This window comes from Microbacterium sp. LBN7 (assembly GCF_045690345.1).
Taxonomy (GTDB): Bacteria; Actinomycetota; Actinomycetes; order Actinomycetales; family Microbacteriaceae; genus Microbacterium.
In genome coordinates, this window is record NZ_CP147856.1 from 1398893 (window position 1) to 1413273 (window position 14381).

19 protein-coding genes are annotated in these 14381 nt (G+C 67.1%); 2 read left to right on the top strand and 17 right to left on the bottom strand.

Features of this window, described 5'->3' with window-relative positions; genetic code table 11:
• Position 1: 1 nt before the first annotated feature.
• Positions 2-973: a prolyl aminopeptidase gene (pip, locus tag LBN7_RS06660; protein WP_407361318.1), complete on the bottom strand. Its 972-nt coding sequence runs from the start codon at positions 971-973 to the stop codon at positions 2-4.
• 20 nt (positions 974-993) lie between these two features.
• Positions 994-1878, bottom strand: coding sequence for a neutral zinc metallopeptidase (locus tag LBN7_RS06665; protein WP_407361319.1), 885 nt, complete (start codon positions 1876-1878; stop codon positions 994-996).
• A gap of 52 nt (positions 1879-1930) precedes the next feature.
• Between LBN7_RS06665 and LBN7_RS06670 the strand changes: the two genes are divergently transcribed.
• Positions 1931-2920: a malate dehydrogenase gene (locus tag LBN7_RS06670; RefSeq protein WP_407361320.1), complete on the top strand. Its 990-nt coding sequence runs from the start codon at positions 1931-1933 to the stop codon at positions 2918-2920.
• A gap of 54 nt (positions 2921-2974) precedes the next feature.
• Positions 2975-3445, top strand: a complete 471-nt coding sequence (locus LBN7_RS06675; protein WP_116634161.1) for a dehydrogenase — start codon at positions 2975-2977, stop codon at positions 3443-3445.
• A gap of 18 nt (positions 3446-3463) precedes the next feature.
• On the opposite strand, the gene LBN7_RS06680 is transcribed toward LBN7_RS06675, so the two are convergent.
• The 15 genes from LBN7_RS06680 to LBN7_RS06750 form a co-directional block, all read right to left on the bottom strand.
• A complete protein-coding gene (locus LBN7_RS06680) occupies positions 3464-4186 on the bottom strand; it encodes a hypothetical protein (RefSeq protein ID WP_116634741.1) in 723 nt (240 codons plus the stop codon).
• 343 nt (positions 4187-4529) lie between these two features.
• Positions 4530-5195 carry a hypothetical protein gene (locus LBN7_RS06685; RefSeq protein WP_407361321.1) on the bottom strand — a complete coding sequence of 222 codons (666 nt, stop codon included), beginning with the start codon at positions 5193-5195 and terminating at the stop codon, positions 4530-4532.
• 51 nt (positions 5196-5246) lie between these two features.
• On the bottom strand, positions 5247-5798 hold the full coding sequence (locus tag LBN7_RS06690; RefSeq protein WP_116634159.1) for a GAD-like domain-containing protein: 552 nt from the start codon (positions 5796-5798) through the stop codon (positions 5247-5249).
• Positions 5799-5808: 10 nt separating this feature from the next.
• On the bottom strand, positions 5809-6450 hold the full coding sequence (locus LBN7_RS06695) for a polymorphic toxin type 15 domain-containing protein (protein WP_243408810.1): 642 nt from the start codon (positions 6448-6450) through the stop codon (positions 5809-5811).
• On the bottom strand, positions 6450-7121 hold the full coding sequence (locus LBN7_RS06700) for a hypothetical protein (RefSeq protein WP_407361705.1): 672 nt from the start codon (positions 7119-7121) through the stop codon (positions 6450-6452). The genes LBN7_RS06695 and LBN7_RS06700 overlap by 1 nt, the downstream gene beginning before the upstream one ends.
• Before the next feature lie 143 nt (positions 7122-7264).
• Positions 7265-7459 carry a T6SS immunity protein Tdi1 domain-containing protein gene (locus tag LBN7_RS06705; protein WP_407361706.1) on the bottom strand — a complete coding sequence of 65 codons (195 nt, stop codon included), beginning with the start codon at positions 7457-7459 and terminating at the stop codon, positions 7265-7267.
• A 20-nt stretch (positions 7460-7479) separates the two neighbouring features.
• Positions 7480-8010 (bottom strand): hypothetical protein, encoded by a 531-nt coding sequence (locus tag LBN7_RS06710; RefSeq protein ID WP_407361322.1) that lies wholly within the window; start codon positions 8008-8010, stop codon positions 7480-7482.
• Between the two features lie 39 nt (positions 8011-8049).
• Complete coding sequence (locus tag LBN7_RS06715) at positions 8050-8550, bottom strand: hypothetical protein (protein WP_407361323.1); 501 nt, start codon at positions 8548-8550, stop codon at positions 8050-8052.
• 91 nt (positions 8551-8641) lie between these two features.
• Positions 8642-9247, bottom strand: a complete 606-nt coding sequence (locus LBN7_RS06720; protein ID WP_407361324.1) for a hypothetical protein — start codon at positions 9245-9247, stop codon at positions 8642-8644.
• On the bottom strand, positions 9247-9918 hold the full coding sequence (locus LBN7_RS06725) for a hypothetical protein (protein ID WP_243408860.1): 672 nt from the start codon (positions 9916-9918) through the stop codon (positions 9247-9249). The genes LBN7_RS06720 and LBN7_RS06725 overlap by 1 nt, the downstream gene beginning before the upstream one ends.
• A gap of 114 nt (positions 9919-10032) precedes the next feature.
• Complete coding sequence (locus LBN7_RS06730) at positions 10033-10674, bottom strand: hypothetical protein (protein WP_407361325.1); 642 nt, start codon at positions 10672-10674, stop codon at positions 10033-10035.
• Positions 10675-10677: 3 nt separating this feature from the next.
• Positions 10678-11379 (bottom strand): hypothetical protein, encoded by a 702-nt coding sequence (locus LBN7_RS06735; RefSeq protein WP_407361707.1) that lies wholly within the window; start codon positions 11377-11379, stop codon positions 10678-10680.
• 97 nt (positions 11380-11476) lie between these two features.
• Entirely contained in the window at positions 11477-12355 is an 879-nt protein-coding gene (locus tag LBN7_RS06740) for a hypothetical protein (RefSeq protein ID WP_407361326.1), read from the bottom strand.
• Positions 12356-12441: 86 nt separating this feature from the next.
• Positions 12442-13620, bottom strand: a complete 1179-nt coding sequence (locus LBN7_RS06745) for a hypothetical protein (RefSeq protein ID WP_407361327.1) — start codon at positions 13618-13620, stop codon at positions 12442-12444.
• Positions 13621-13627: 7 nt separating this feature from the next.
• Positions 13628-14371, bottom strand: coding sequence for a hypothetical protein (locus LBN7_RS06750; protein WP_407361328.1), 744 nt, complete (start codon positions 14369-14371; stop codon positions 13628-13630).
• Positions 14372-14381 lie beyond the last annotated feature (10 nt).

Genomic DNA, 14381 nt, shown 5'->3' on the forward strand with positions numbered 1-14381 from the left:
GTCAGTAAGCGGCGAACCGGTCTGTCGCCGCGCGCAGAGCCTTCTGGATGCCGGGCTCCGCGGCCGAGTGACCGGCGTCGTCGACCACGACGAACTCCGCCTCCGGCCAGGCCCTGTGCAGGTCCCACGCGGTCATCATCGGCGTGCAGACGTCGTGACGCCCCTGCACGATGACGGCGGGGATGTGCCGGATGCCGGCCACCCCGGCGATCAGCTGCCCCTCGGCCCACCAGCCGCGGTTGACGAAGAAGTGGTTCTCGATGCGGGCGAACGCGGTGGCGGTGCGCGGGTCCGACATCGCGGCGATCTGGTCGGCATCCGGTCGCAGGGTGACGGTCGACGCCTCCCAGGTCGACCAGGCGACCGCGGCCGGCTCATGCACGGCGGGGTCGGGGTCGAACAGGCGGCGATGGTACGCCTCGATCATGCGCGAGCGCTCGAGCACCGGGATGGGAGCGATGAAGTCCTCCCAGAGATCGGGGAACAGCGCCGCGGCACCGCCCTCGTAGAACCACTCGAGCTCTTCGCGCCGCAGCGTGAAGATGCCGCGGAGCACGAGCTCACTGACGGCATGCGGGTGCGCCTGCGCGTAGGCGAGCGCGAGCGCACTCCCCCAGGAGCCGCCGAAGACCTGCCACCTGGCGATGCCGAGGTTCTTGCGCAGCAGCTCGATGTCGGCGATCAGATGCGCGGTCGTCAGGAACCGCAGATCGGCGTCGGGGGCGCTGGCGTGCGGGGTGCTGCGACCGCAGCCGCGCTGATCGAGAAGCACGATCCGGTAGACCGCGGGGTCGAAGAACCGTCGCTGCCACGGAGAGGTTCCGCTGCCCGGGCCGCCGTGCAGGAAAACCACCGGCTTGCCCTCGGGATTGCCGCTCACCTCCCAGTACATGCGGTGGCCGTCGCCGACGAGCAGCTCACCCGTCTCGAACGGCTCGATCGGCGGATACAGCGCATCCAGGTTCATCGTCATCGATCCCCGGTCTCCGGTGTCTACAGGTCGCCCTCGGCGAGGGTGAAGGTCTGCGCGCAGACGCCGAGTCCGTTCTGGTACCCCTCGGCGAACCAGCGCTGACGCGACTCGCTCGAGCCGTGCGTCCAGCTCTCGGGATTGACGGTTCCGGACGACTGCTCCTGGATGTGGTCATCGCCGACGGTGGATGCGGCGTTCAGCGCATCCCTGATCTCCGCCTCGGTCGGCGCGATCAGGTACGGGTCGCCGTCGGCATCCTTCTGCTCCGTCATCCGGCCGATCCAGGCGCCGGCGTAGCAGTCGGCCTGCAGCTCCATCCGCACGCCGTTGCTGCCGGGACCGGTGCCGTTGTTGGGGTACCGCTCCATGTCGCCGGTGATGTTCTGGATGTGGTGGCCCCACTCGTGACCGACGATGTACAACTGGGCGAGGTTGCCGGCGGATGCTCCGAACTGCTGCTGCATGAGTCCGAAGAAGGCGGGATCGATGTACACGCCCTGCTCGGGCGGGCAGTAGAACGGTCCGACCGCATTCGACGCGGTGCCGCACTGCGTCGAGGTCGCGCCGTCGACGACGATCATCTGCGGCGGGGTGTATCCCTCCACGTTCTCGCTCCAGAAGGCGTCGAGCGCGACCTGCGCACCCGCCATCCGGCAGTCGACGTCGGCGTTCGCATCCTCGCCGGTGGCGCAGTTCTCGATCACCGACCCGCCGGCGGGCTCATTCCCGCCCCTCGGAGCGGCACCGCCGCCCAGCAGTCCGGTCAGATCGATGCCGAGGAGAGGGCCGGCGATCAGCGCGATGATGCCGAGCACACCCACGACGCCGCCTCCGGCGATGGCGGCGTTGCGTCCGCGTCGACGTGTGGTGTTGCCCGAGATGTCGGCGTCGGGATTGAAGGTCATGCGACGAGGGTACTCCGCGCGGCGGACGAGCAACGGACGTAGGCTCGAAGTCATGACGACGACGATCACCATCACGGGCGCGGGCGGGCAGATCGGCTACGCGCTCCTGTTCCGCATCGCGGCCGGCGACCTGCTCGGTCCGGACGAGAAGGTGCGGCTCCGGCTGCTCGAGATCCCGCAGGGACTCGCCGCCGCGGAGGGCGCGGCGCTCGAGCTGCAGGACGGTGCGTTCGGCCTGCTGCAGCACGTCGAGGTGACCGACGACCCTGCCGTGGGCTTCGACGGAGCCGACCTCGCGCTGCTCGTCGGCGCGCGCCCGCGCGGGCCGGGAATGGAGCGCGCCGACCTCCTCGCGGCCAACGCCGGCATCTTCGGCCCCCAGGGCGCCGCGATCGCGGCGAACGCGGCATCCGGCGTGAGGGTCACGGTCGTCGGCAACCCCGCCAACACGAATGCGCTGATCGCCGCGGCATCCGCCGACGGCCTGCCCGCCGAGCGGTTCACCGCGCTCACGCGTCTCGACGAGAATCGCGCGCGGGCGCAGCTGGCCCTGGCTCTCGGCACTCCGGTCGATACCGTGCGGCGCGTGCCGATCTGGGGCAACCACTCGGCGACGCAGTTCCCCGACATCTCGCACGCCACCGTCGGCGGACAGCCGGTGCACGAGGCGCTCGAGCAGATCGTGGGCGACGTCCCGACCTGGCTCGACGAGACCTTCATCCCCCGCGTCGCGAAGCGCGGCGCCGAGATCATCCAGGTGCGCGGGTCGTCTTCCGTCGCGTCCGCCGCGAACGCGACGATCGACCATGTGCGCGACTGGGTGCGCGGCACCGACGACTGGACGTCGGCCGGCGTCGTCTCGCACGGCGAGTACGGCGTGCCGGAGGGCCTGATCTCCTCGTTCCCCGTGCGATCCGTCGACGGTGAATGGCAGATCGTGGAGGGGCTGGAGCTGAGCGACTGGGCTCGCGCCCGCGTCGACGCCTCGGTCGCCGAGCTCGTCGAGGAGCGCGAGGCGGTGCGGTCTCTCGGATTGCTCTGAGTGTGGTCACCGCGCGGAGCCGGTTCAGTGCAGAATGGACCCAGGAGGTGCGCGATGAGCGAGACGATCGATCCCACGAAGGCTGCGGCATCCGTCGACGAAGCCCTCACCAGCCCACTGCACCTGCCGCACGCCGCGGCCGAATGCCCGAAGTGCTTCACCGAGCTGCAGCAGAACCGCGACTGGTGGCTCGCCCGCCCGGTCGGCTCACGCCTGGTCGGCCTCGTCGTGTCCCGTGAGGGGATGCCGTCGGTCGTCGAGCAGCGCGACGATCTCACCCGCTTCGGCGTGCCGATCGAAGGGTTCCGTCACCCGGCGCCCGACATCCTCGAGAGCTGGGGCGACCGGCTCGGCCGCCTCATCGCGACGCTCAACGTCGGCGACGTGCTGGTCGTCGCGAACATCAACGCCCTCGGCCGCGACGCCGAAGAGGGCAGGCGCACGGCCGCAGAGCTGCGCCGGCACGGGATCATCGTGAAGGTGCTCAACCACAACGCACGCCACCTCGCCGACGCCACGCGCTGAGCGCTGCCACGGCGGGACTCAGTCGCCGTCGGAGTCGCTCTGGTTCCTCAGCGCCTCGTCGTCGAGCAGCGGCAAGTCTGCGCGCGTGACCACCTGCGATGTCACGGCGTACTCGACCAGGCGGGCACGACGGTTGGTCGCCAGCTTTCCGGCGCCGCCACGGAGACCCTGCACGCCCATGCGGTCGAGCTTGTCGCACACGTTGTCGAGCTTGCGGTTGAACTTGCTCATGGTCCAGCCGAGGCGCTTGGCGGCGTCGCTCGACGACGGCAGTTCGTTCATGCTCACGCCTTCGCGGCGCAGCATGGGCTCGGCGAGTGCGACGATGAGCTGCTTCTGCAGTGGCGTGAAGCTGGCCGGCATGACCGTGGTCTCGCCGCTCATCGACATCTCCACCTGACGCGAGACCTCGTAGGGGGCCTGCTCGGTGTGCAGGCTCAGCTCATAGGTGAAGGGCCCCGCGGTGAACACGATCACGCTGCGCTCGAAGACGAGCGGCATGCGGGCTCCGGGCGAGAGCCAGGACTGGACGGCACCGCCGGCACTGGAGATCGTGGCGGCGAGGCGCACACCCACGTTCGCGAGCCACCACAGCCCATCCCGGTTCTGCAGCTCCAGGAAATGGCGATGAAGATAGGGGTTGTCGTCGATCTCGAGGTCGCCCTCTCGGCCGATGATGAACGGCCGGTCGTGCGGCAGGTCGTGCCACTCCCCGGCGAACTCCAACCGCAGTGGCACGATCTGCTTCCCCTCGGCCACCTTCGTGCCCGCGCCGAGCTCCGTCGCATTCCGATCAGTCACGTGACTACCCCCCGGGGTACATCCTGCCACGCTCGGACTCGGGCGGTGGTAGAGGGCGACTGCCAGATTTCCAGGATCCGCTCGGTCAGGACGCGGGATCGGGCTGCGCCTCGCCGGCGAGGAACTTCCCGACCAGGCGGTGCGCGTAGTACTGAGTGAGACTCATGTCGAGCTGGGACTCTTCGGCGACCTGCTTCGCACTGTCACGGCCCTCGGCGTAGCGACGAACATCGGTGATCTCGGCGTTGAGCGCTCGTCCGACGGCGGGAGGATGCGCGAAAGGTCAGGAGCGCTTCAGGAACCGCCCGACAGGCTCGGCTCCGTAGAACGCGTCGAGAGGATGCTCGAGATGCGGGTCGATCTTCGAGGGATCGGCCCCGCGGGCGTAGAGCGCACCGAAGACCCGATCGAGATCTGCGACGAGTTCGTCGTTCAGCGGCTTGGGGTCGACCCAGTCGGGCTCGTTGTGCCGGTGCTTGGGCAGGACCTGACGCGCTGTCACGACCGCACGGCCGAGCGCCGAGTTGCCGTACGAGTCGAGGGCGTGGACGTCGGCACCCTTCTCGAGCAGCAGCTCGAGCACCGCGAAGGCCTCGTCGGACTGATCCTTCGACTGCGCGAGGTGCCACTCCGGAGGATTGGCCGAACGGTCGCCGGGACGAAGCCAGCGCGACCGCATCACCGCGGCGACCACCGCATCATGCAGCACGGGTGCCGACCACCCGTTCGGGCTGTCTGTGTCGACGAAGTCCACGTCGGCCCCGTGCTCGACGAGCAACGAAGCGATCGCGAACTGCCCGGAGCGAACAGCGACCTGCAGCGGCGACTGCCCGCCGTACTTCTTCGGAGGAGCGGTCGCCGTCAGCGCGACGATACCGGAATCCCGTTCGAGCCGCTCGACGACCTTCTCGGTGTCTCCGTCGATGATCTCCTTGAACAGAGCCTGCATGTCAGCTTCCTTCAGGCAGGCGGACGCCCTGCCGCTCGATGGAGAACAGGCTCAGTGCCCGATGACACCCTGCAGGTCTACCGCAACCTGGATCGATGCGATGGTCTCCCTCTTATGCAGGTTCTCCACCTTCTCCTGACCGCCCAACGACAGCAAGGGCACGAAGATGAACGACTGGTCGTACGGAAGCTCACCGTGGGCCTCGACCGCCTTCGGGAAGATCTCTGCTCTCAGCCGGCTCAGGATCAGGCCGTCTTCGACGAGACGGAACACGCTGCGCACCCGCGAGCCGAGCCCGTACACGGTGCCGAGACGATACTGGATGGCGACGATGCCCAGGCTCGGCTCCCAGGTGATCAGGTCGCCGAGGCCGGTGACCATGATCGGGATCGCGATACCGTCGCCCTGCGTCTTGCCGATGCAGTCGCCCACCTCGGCCTCGTAGAGCTTCGGGTCGATGAGCCGCAGGAATCCGCCGCCGAACGTCCCGTACCCGTACTGCTCCCAGATCTCCACGAGCTCGTCCGGAACCCGCCCTCGGAACTCCTCGATGATCTCCGCCGGAACCGGCGCGTGCACCACAAAGTCAGCGATCTCAACCATGCTTCACAACCTATCGGAGGATGACGTTGATGTTCACGTCGTTGAGATCGACGCCCGGATTGGCGTTCACGTAGTCGATGATGGCCGTGTCGATGTCGCCCACGCGAGTCCTCCACTGCGACCCGAGCGAGGAGTTGATCCGGGTGTCTCCGACGCGGGAGATGTCTGTGACGTCTCCACCGGCGATTCCGTCGAGTCGATGCAGAGCAGCCTGGCCTTTGAGCCACTCCGCGGCGGCCTGCTGCGCCTGCTCGACGCTGAGCCCTTCATCACGCAGCTCGTCGTACTTGTCGTTGAGCGCCGCATCACGCGCAGCCTGCTGGGCGCGAAGCGAGTCGGACGTGCGGCCGTTGTCCAGGTATTCGATGCGGTTACGCAGCCAATCCGCGGCCGACATGTTCTGTAGAGTGTCCATCTGCTCGTTGTACTGGCTGTTGTACTCCGCCGAGTCGTGCTTCGGATTCCTCTTGAAGCGCTTGAGGCTCACGTCGATCGCGTTGTCGAACCGATCGTTGTCCCTGACTTGCCGGACCACACTGTCGAGGTGGTCGTTCATGTTGTCGGTGAGCTGGTGCAGCCTGTCCCTGGCGTGCACGCCACCTTTGAGAGCGGCCTGCTTCAACTCGCGGATGATTGGCTTGACCGCGCTCATCAGTCATCTCCTCCAAAGTCCAGCGCCGAGAACTCCGAGAAGAAGTTCGACGTCAGTGTCTGGATGTCCGCGCCGTGCACCTTCATGGTGGACTGCGCCTCTTCCAGTGCCTGCAGGTCGGTGTAGAACTCATCCGAGTCCCCGATGTTCCCCTCCACCATCGGCGCATCCAGGATCGCGTCGATCACGGCGGGAAGCTGCTCCGCCAGCGGCTCGATCGCCATCGGCGCCAACTGGTTGATCAGCTGCTCGACCGCGATGTCGACAGCGGCGTTGAGCAGCTTCTTCTTGATCAGCAGCATCGGTCCGGCGCCGGCCGCCGTGATCGGGTTCGTGAGCATCGCGACCAGGGTGATCAGCGTCGACGACACATCGACGATCACCTTCATCTTCAGCGCGAAGATCGCATCCGCGCCGATGTCCATCGCGGTCGCCGCGGGCGGCATGATGTCGATCAGCTTCTGCAGGTTCTGCGAACGATTGGCGTTCCAGGCGCTCATCGTGGCGGGCCCGGTCTGGCCCCGCATCGCTCCGGCGAGGTCGCCGTTGACCTTGCGATCGACGGCCTGGATCACATCCTCCAGATCCGACCCGAAGTTCCGCACCAGGGTCGCCCCCTTGCGCACCTCGTCCTCATCGATATCCGGCCACTCGAAACCCAGCTTCTCCATCACCCAGACAAGCTCATTCGGCAACATCATCCCCACAGCGACACCTCCTGCACAGACTGTACGTGGCAGTCACTCGTCCACACCATGGGTAGCGCTCCCCCTGGGCGCGCGACGATGGATCGGACTCTTCCCTCAGGCGTGGCTCAGTGGCCGATGACGCCCTGGAATTCCACCATCACCTGGATCGCGGCGATCGTCTCCCGCTTCTTCAGGTTCTCCACCTTCTCCGGACCGCCCAGAGAACGCAGAGGCACGAAGGTGAACGACTGCTCGTAGGGCAGTTCGCCGTGGGCCTCGACCGCCCGGGCGAAGATGTCCCAGTTCAGCGTCCGCGACAGCTAGAAGTCTCGCGCCCTGTTCAAAACATCGGGTGGCCGACAGCGCGCATGAAGACGGCGAGGTCGCCATCGACGGTCTTCGCCCCCTCGACCTCATCGGCCGCGGCCTGCGGAGCGTCGCCGCCGACCACCTCCCGCATGACGACGACCATCTTGAGCGCGTCCCCGTCGAAGTCGAACTGCACGAATCCGGGGTCTACCTGATACCGCACGAATGACTCCGTCGAGCGAAGCGGTGCGCCGAGCGCCTGCACGACATCGTCCGGTGACGCCTCGGGGGAGACCCCGCCGACGAGGCTCGCCCATCCGCCGTAGGTGCTCTGATCGGGTGTGTCGGTCGCGTAGACGAAGACCGTACTGAGCACGCCGTCCTTCAGCAGGAAGTCGACCCCGCGATCCGTCATGACGAGGTACTTCTCCTGCACGCCGCCTTCGTCGAACACCTCGACCTCGTGCGGGCCGTCGACGAACGCGAGAGCATGCTCCAGGCGCGGATCGCCTTCCCGCGCTCCGAGAGCGTTCAGGAAGGTGAAGACGTCACCCTGGAGCATCCGGTGTCTGGTCTCCTCGCGCGTCAGGGTTCCTACCGGTCACTTCTGAGTCTCGGGGTGGAAGAAGGCACCCCAGTCACCGAAGTCCGGGATTCTGGTCCAGTTGGCGGTCACGTCGACGTTGCGGAACTCGCGCGTCTCCACGTCCGCGGGCTCGCCGAAACCCCGTTTCGTGACCCGTTCTTCCTTGCCGTAACCGTCGGGGCCGAATGTCATCGACACGTTGCCCACGGACGCGTTCCTCAGATAGAAGCGCAACTCGTCCGGATAGGTGTACCACGTGATCGCGCTCAAGAAGACCCGGCTGTCGTCGCCGTCGTAGTGCGCTGAATCGGACGGGGTGTAATAAGCGCGCCAGGTGTAGGCGACGTCGACGCTTCCCTGCGCGTTCAGCTTGTGCATCTCCACCCCATTGGCCCTCGGGCACATCTGCAGGTAGGCGTGCGGCCGCTGATCGTCGGACTGGAGCACCACTCCGAACCAGTCCTCGCGACGTGCGGCATCGAGATCGTAGCGAGCGACGGCCTCATCGGTCGTCAACTCCTTGCTGAAGAGTCCCCATTGCTTCTTCGGGTGCTCCGGACCTGCTCCGACTTTGTCTGTGTAGATGTATCGCTCCGTCATGGTGATCCTAGTTATACACGTTTCCGAGGACGTCCCGTATCTGCACAGGCGGCTCCTTGCCGTTGGCGTGGTCGATCACGGATTGCGGTATGGGGTCGGTCTGTACGGGTACCTCGAGAACGGGCTGCCCGCTAAGCACATCGGGGGAGCCCGCGATGGGGGTACCGGGTGGGTACTTGTTCAGCAACTCATCGATGTACGAGTTGGCCGTCTCGGGTCGTACGCTGTCGAGCTGAGTGTTCTTGCGCGACACGATCTCCTCACCCGGCAGATAGGAGTCCAGGCGCTTACCGTTCCCCAAGGTGACCTCGTTCTGGGGATAACGATGGTGGTTCTGGTAGTTGAACTGGTCCCCCTCTGCCATGCGGCGGCGCCAGAATGGAAGGTCGTCGCGGTCCAGACGTTCGTTCAACCAGTCAGGATTCCGGTCCCGCACGATCGGCGGGTTCCCCGGCGCGCCGTCGAACCGGTCCTGGCCCCGCACGCGGACGCCCACGTCATCGACGTGCTTGACGATGTTGTCGGCAACCCCATGCAGCTTGTCCTTCGCGTGGGCGAAGCCCTTCAACACCGACTGCTTCACCTCACGGATGATCGGCTTGATCGCACTCATCAGTCATCACCACCGAAGTCCAACGCCTCGAACTCCGCGAAGAAATTCGACGTCAACGACTGGATATCCGACCCATGCAACTTCATCGTCGACTGCGCATCATCCAACGCCTGCAGATCCGCATAGAACTCATCCGAATCCCCGATGTTCCCCTCCACCATCGGCGCATCCAGGATCGCATCGATCACCGCCGGCAGCTTCTCCGCCATCGGCTCGATCAACATCGGCGCCAACTGATTCAACAACTGCTCCACCGCGATATCCACCGCCGCATTCAACAGCTTCTTCTTGATCAACAGCATCGGCCCCGCACCCGCCGCCGTGATCGGGTTCGTCAACATCGCCACCAGAGTGATCAACGTCGACGACACATCGACGATCACCTTCATCTTCAACGCGAAGATCGCATCCGCACCCACATCCATCGCCGTCGCCGCCGGCGGCATGATGTCGATCAGCTGCTGCAGATTCTGCGACCGGTTCGTGTTCCACGCAGACATCGTCGCCGGACCCGTCTGCCCCCGCAGCGCCCCACCCAAGTCCCCGTTCACCTGACGATCCACCGCCTGGATCACATCCTCCAGATCCGACCCGAAGTTCCGCACCAGGGTCGCACCCTTACGAACCTCGTCCTCATCGATATCCGGCCACTCGAAACCCAGCTTCTCCATCACCCAGACAAGCTCATTCGGCAACATCATCCCCACAGCGACACCTCCTGCACAGACTGTACGTGGCAGTCACTCGCCCCCACCATGGGTAGCGCTCCCCCGACCAGGGAAGGATCATCTCCCGTCGGGACGCTCGATCTCGACGCTCATGAAGCGCGAGCCGGGGATCGACGTGACCTCGAGGGTCGCCCCGTCGAGGGAACCCGGCGCCAGCCCGAACCGCGCCTCCAGCTCGCCGTTGCTCAGACCACGCAGGTCGCCTGCCTCGCTCGCAGGTGCGAGGAAGCGCATGTCTCCCTGCGCCGTCTCGCCGTACTTATCGGGGCTGTCCTGACCGATCGCGTCCTCGTACAGCTCCTCCAGCAGCTGTTTCGGCGCCTTCTTCGGCACGCCCTTCACCTCGTCGAGCACCTCGCCGGGAAGCCCTCGGACGTCCTTGCCCAGCGAGGTTCCCAGATCGCGGGCGGCGTCGTAGTCGGGGTCCGCGTGCTTCGGCACGTACCCGAGCGTCTCGAGACCGCGCCGCACATCCTCCCGGATGTCGTAGTCCTTCGCATGCGACGTCGGCGGCTTGCCGTCTCCGCGATGCCGCGGCTCGTAGTCGACGTTCCGCCGATCCCATCCGCGGATGACATCGGCATCCGCCCGGTGCTTGCCGCCGCGTTTGCGGAACGCGCTCGAGAACCCCTGCTTGAACTCGTGCCCTGCACCGTCCACCGCGTCGACGAGGTCATGCATCAGCTTCTTCAAGGTCATGGGTCAGCTCCCCGAGATCTGCAGGTTGGCGATGTCGGCGAGCAGCCGATCGGTGAGGTCCTCCACATCGGCCGCGTGCGCGTCCATGTCGGATGCTGCCTGGTCGAGCGCATCGAGGTCGGCGAAGAACTCGTCGACGTCTCCGATCGTCCCCTCGACCACGGGCGCGTCCATGAGTGCCATGACCAACGTGGGGACCTGCTCGGCGAGGGGTTCGATCGCCAGCGGGAGCACCTCGTCGATGACCTTCTCGAGCGTGATCTCCATCGCCATCGAGAAGAGCTTCTTCCGCGCGATGATCAGCAGCGCAGCCCCGCCCGCCCCGAAGGGGCCGGCGGCGAGCAGCGGGATCAGTTGGGCGAGGGTGACCGTGACGTCGACGATCACCTTCACCTTCAGCGCGAGCACGATGTCGGCGGCGATGTCGATGCCCACGGCCGCAGGCCCCAGGATGTCGAGCAGCTGCTGCACGTTCTCGGAGCGGTTGCGGTTCCAGCCGGTCACGTGCGCTGTGCCGGCCTCGCCGCGCATCGCAGACGCCAGCTCGCCGTTGATCCGACGATCGGCGGTCTGCACGAGCGACTCCATGTCGTCGCGGTAGGTGCGCACGTAGACGGCGGCCTTGCGTACCTCGTCCTCATCGATGTCGGGCCATTCGAGGCCCAGCTTGTCCATCACCCAGATGAGCTCGTCCGGCAGCATCATTCCCACGGCGACCACCTCCGGCCCCGACGCTACCCAGGGGGCGGATGCCGACGCGATGGGGAGATCAGCCCATCCCGCCTCACCCCCATCGACCGCCTCAGGAGGTGCGGGGCGCCTCGCCCGGCACGAAGTACCGCAGCGGAGACAGGCCTGTGCGGACGATGGCTTCGCCGCCGGCCTCGAGGAACTGCGCCATCGTGGCCACGCTGAGTTGCGTGCCCTCACCGGAGCTGTCCGCGATGATCACGTTGTCGACCACGGGGAGCAGCGACGCGACGCCCTTCGGCCACGCGGCGAACGTGGTGGTGACGCCCGTGTCGAGCACACGGATCTTCGGGTCGATGTAGCGCACGTCCGGACGCTGCAGAGCCGCCGTCTGGGCTTCGTACACGCGCACGCTGAACAGACGGAGCACGCGTTCGAACCGCATCTCGAGCGCCGGGAACCTCTCGCGCCACGGGAACGGCGCCCAGCCCTCGTCGGTGAGCGCGATCGGGTGCGCACTGACGAGGGGAGTGCCCGCGTCGTAGAGCTCCTCGGCGAGATCGAGCACGCGCACAGCGGCCGACTCATCGTCCGTCCCGACGATCGCGAAGCGATCGCGCGCGAGCCCGAAGACGACCGGCGCGCCCGCGATCCGGGCTCCTTCGAGCCGCGACGGATCGATCAGGACGGCGGATGCCGTCGCCTCGTCGTCGATGACGATGAGGCCTTCGGCGGCCTCCGGGAGGGCGCCTGCTGCAGCGACCGCCGACGCCACGACGTCGGGGAACGGCCGCGACCACCCTTCGGCCTCGCCCTCGGTGACCGCGGTGCGGTCTCCCGCCCGGTCGAGCCCCACGAAGAGCTCGCCGCCGGCGTACTGGACACGAGGGTGCGCATCCCCCGGCGCGGTGACCGCGAGGACCCCGAGCTCGTTCGCGCCGTAGACACGCGGGACGACGTTCACGTCCGCTCCCTCGAATGCCATCGACATGCGTTGCGGTCCTCTCCTCGGGTTCTCATCAGACTATCCGGCGCCGGTCACGTGCCGAGCCGGCCGCCGACCGGCTCACGCGTCGCTCACCAGGACGATGCCAGGGACACGACGTCCGCCCAGGACCAGGCGACGTCGATCGGCTCGTCGAGCGGTCGTTCCAGAGCGTCGGGCGATGCCACCCATCCGCTCGGCACGATGTGGAGCGCATGGGTGAGAGTGCCGGCATCCGGGTCTCCCGAGACGACGAGGACCACCGCGAGACCCGGCTCCGGCCGCCAGACGCCCGCACGCGTCGCCCCGGCCGTCACCAGCTGCGATCGATACGAACGCTCCCCCGACGGCGGCGCGTCCGCGAGGTCCAGGCTCACCCGGCTCCCTGCGCGGTGCTCGATCGCCCACCGGACGCTGTTCGACAGCTCCACCAGCTCGGCACGCACATCCGCCTGATGCTCCAGGGCCGCGCCCTGCGCACCGAGCGGGACGATGGTCGCCGCCCCGCGCTGCAGCACCGGAACCCGAGATTCCATGACCCCGTCGGTGGCTCTGCCGCGATGCAGGATCCCGTCGACGACGTCCATGATCTGGCGGGCCGAGGCGAGGACGACAGCTCCGGTGCGCAGCGACGCCTCCCCGAACACGTCCTCGGTCGTGAGCGGTGCCGCGCCGCGGGCACGGCTGCGCGCGTAGAGCTCGGCGGCTTCCCGAGGGCCGAGACCCGCGAAAGCCGCAGCGTCGAGATCGTCGGAGTCCCGCAGGTCGAGAACAGTGTCGACAGTGGGCGCCGGCCGCTCGATCCGCGCTTCTGGAGCGGATCGGAAACCGGTCACCTGGTCGTCCTCGCTGCGCGGAGCGATGGTCTCGATCCGCATCGCCCCGCCGGGATACGCGTCCCACTCGACCTGATAAGCCGTCGGGCCCTGATCGCCGTCCTGTTCGAACCGCGCCTCGCCGCCGGCCATCCGCACCCGATCGCCGTCCTGCACCCAACGCTCGCTCCGCACGCGGCGACCGTCGGCGGCGTACTCGTTGACGACGTAGTCCCGACCGCGCCGGGCCGTGAGCGACCAGGGCACGACGTCTCCCGCGTCGTGCGCGGGGAGCAGGTGAATCTCCTCCCCGGCTGCCCATCGCGTCTCGGCATCCTGGGCGCTGATCTGCGGCACCCCCGCTGTCCGGCCGAGCCGGTCATCGAACGGATGCAGCGCGACCGTGCCGTCCGGAAGGCCCGCGTCAGCCGGGTTCTGCTTCTTGCGGAAGATCATGGCGCGGTCACCGCAACTCGTAGTTGCCGCCGAACGTTCCCGGCCAGGATGCCGGGCCGCCGCCGCCGTTGCGCGATCCGGTGGCGGTGTCCGGCATAGTGATCACACCCTCGGGCACACCCGTCGGAAGATAGCCGCCGGGCAGCCAGTTCTCGTTCGCGCCGTTCTCGCGACCCGACGGAACGGTGAGTCCGTTGAGCTCATCCGGCGAGAAGTGGCGGATCTCGATCTGGAGCGGGTTGCCGTCCTCGTCGCGCAGCGATCCCCGATCGAACCCGAGCAGATCCTCGAGCTTGTCGGTGTCGTGACCCGCCTCGTTGAGAACCCGGTCGAGGTCTTCGGTCGGGAAGACGAAGGCATCGTGGTCGGCCTGCGCGGGACCCCAGTCGTTGAGAGAGTCCGACACGTAGATGCGGCTCGCGCCGTTGTCGAACCGCGCGAGGTGCCGGTCGATGTAGTCCTTGCTCAGGTAGTCCTCGGGGTCAGGACGGTCGCTCTTGTGATCGTGGTCGAACCGTCCGCCGGGAGTGTAGTCGCCCGGCTGGGTCGACGAGTTCCGGTCCCATCCCCCGCGCAGCGCCCACGGCGCGTCCCTGCCCTCGAACTTGTCCTGGCCGCGCACCCGTTTCGCGACATCGTCGACGTGGTTGAGCATGTTGTCGGTCAGCTGGTGCAGCTTGTCCTTCGAGTGGGCCATGCCCGAGAGGACCGCCTGCCTCACCTCGCGCATGATCGGCTTGATCGCGCTCATCGGTCGTTTC

Bases quoted from the DNA above. Each gene is read 5' to 3' on its own strand.
- LBN7_RS06730 (WP_407361325.1), bottom strand. From the start codon at position 10,674: ATGACCTTGAAGAAGCTGATGCATGACCTCGTCGACGCGGTGGACGGT.
- LBN7_RS06700 (WP_407361705.1), bottom strand. From the start codon at position 7,121: ATGGAGAAGCTGGGTTTCGAGTGGCCGGATATCGATGAGGACGAGGTG.
- LBN7_RS06685 (WP_407361321.1), bottom strand. From the start codon at position 5,195: ATGCAGGCTCTGTTCAAGGAGATCATCGACGGAGACACCGAGAAGGTC.
- LBN7_RS06670 (WP_407361320.1), top strand. From the start codon at position 1,931: ATGACGACGACGATCACCATCACGGGCGCGGGCGGGCAGATCGGCTAC.
- LBN7_RS06695 (WP_243408810.1), bottom strand. From the start codon at position 6,450: ATGAGCGCGGTCAAGCCAATCATCCGCGAGTTGAAGCAGGCCGCTCTC.
- LBN7_RS06710 (WP_407361322.1), bottom strand. From the start codon at position 8,010: ATGCTCCAGGGTGACGTCTTCACCTTCCTGAACGCTCTCGGAGCGCGG.
- LBN7_RS06735 (WP_407361707.1), bottom strand. From the start codon at position 11,379: ATGATGCTGCCGGACGAGCTCATCTGGGTGATGGACAAGCTGGGCCTC.
- LBN7_RS06720 (WP_407361324.1), bottom strand. From the start codon at position 9,247: ATGAGTGCGATCAAGCCGATCATCCGTGAGGTGAAGCAGTCGGTGTTG.
- pip (WP_407361318.1), bottom strand. From the start codon at position 973: ATGACGATGAACCTGGATGCGCTGTATCCGCCGATCGAGCCGTTCGAG.
- LBN7_RS06675 (WP_116634161.1), top strand. From the start codon at position 2,975: ATGAGCGAGACGATCGATCCCACGAAGGCTGCGGCATCCGTCGACGAA.
- LBN7_RS06750 (WP_407361328.1), bottom strand. From the start codon at position 14,371: ATGAGCGCGATCAAGCCGATCATGCGCGAGGTGAGGCAGGCGGTCCTC.
- LBN7_RS06690 (WP_116634159.1), bottom strand. From the start codon at position 5,798: ATGGTTGAGATCGCTGACTTTGTGGTGCACGCGCCGGTTCCGGCGGAG.
- LBN7_RS06665 (WP_407361319.1), bottom strand. From the start codon at position 1,878: ATGACCTTCAATCCCGACGCCGACATCTCGGGCAACACCACACGTCGA.
- LBN7_RS06740 (WP_407361326.1), bottom strand. From the start codon at position 12,355: ATGTCGATGGCATTCGAGGGAGCGGACGTGAACGTCGTCCCGCGTGTC.
- LBN7_RS06745 (WP_407361327.1), bottom strand. From the start codon at position 13,620: ATGATCTTCCGCAAGAAGCAGAACCCGGCTGACGCGGGCCTTCCGGAC.
- LBN7_RS06725 (WP_243408860.1), bottom strand. From the start codon at position 9,918: ATGGAGAAGCTGGGTTTCGAGTGGCCGGATATCGATGAGGACGAGGTT.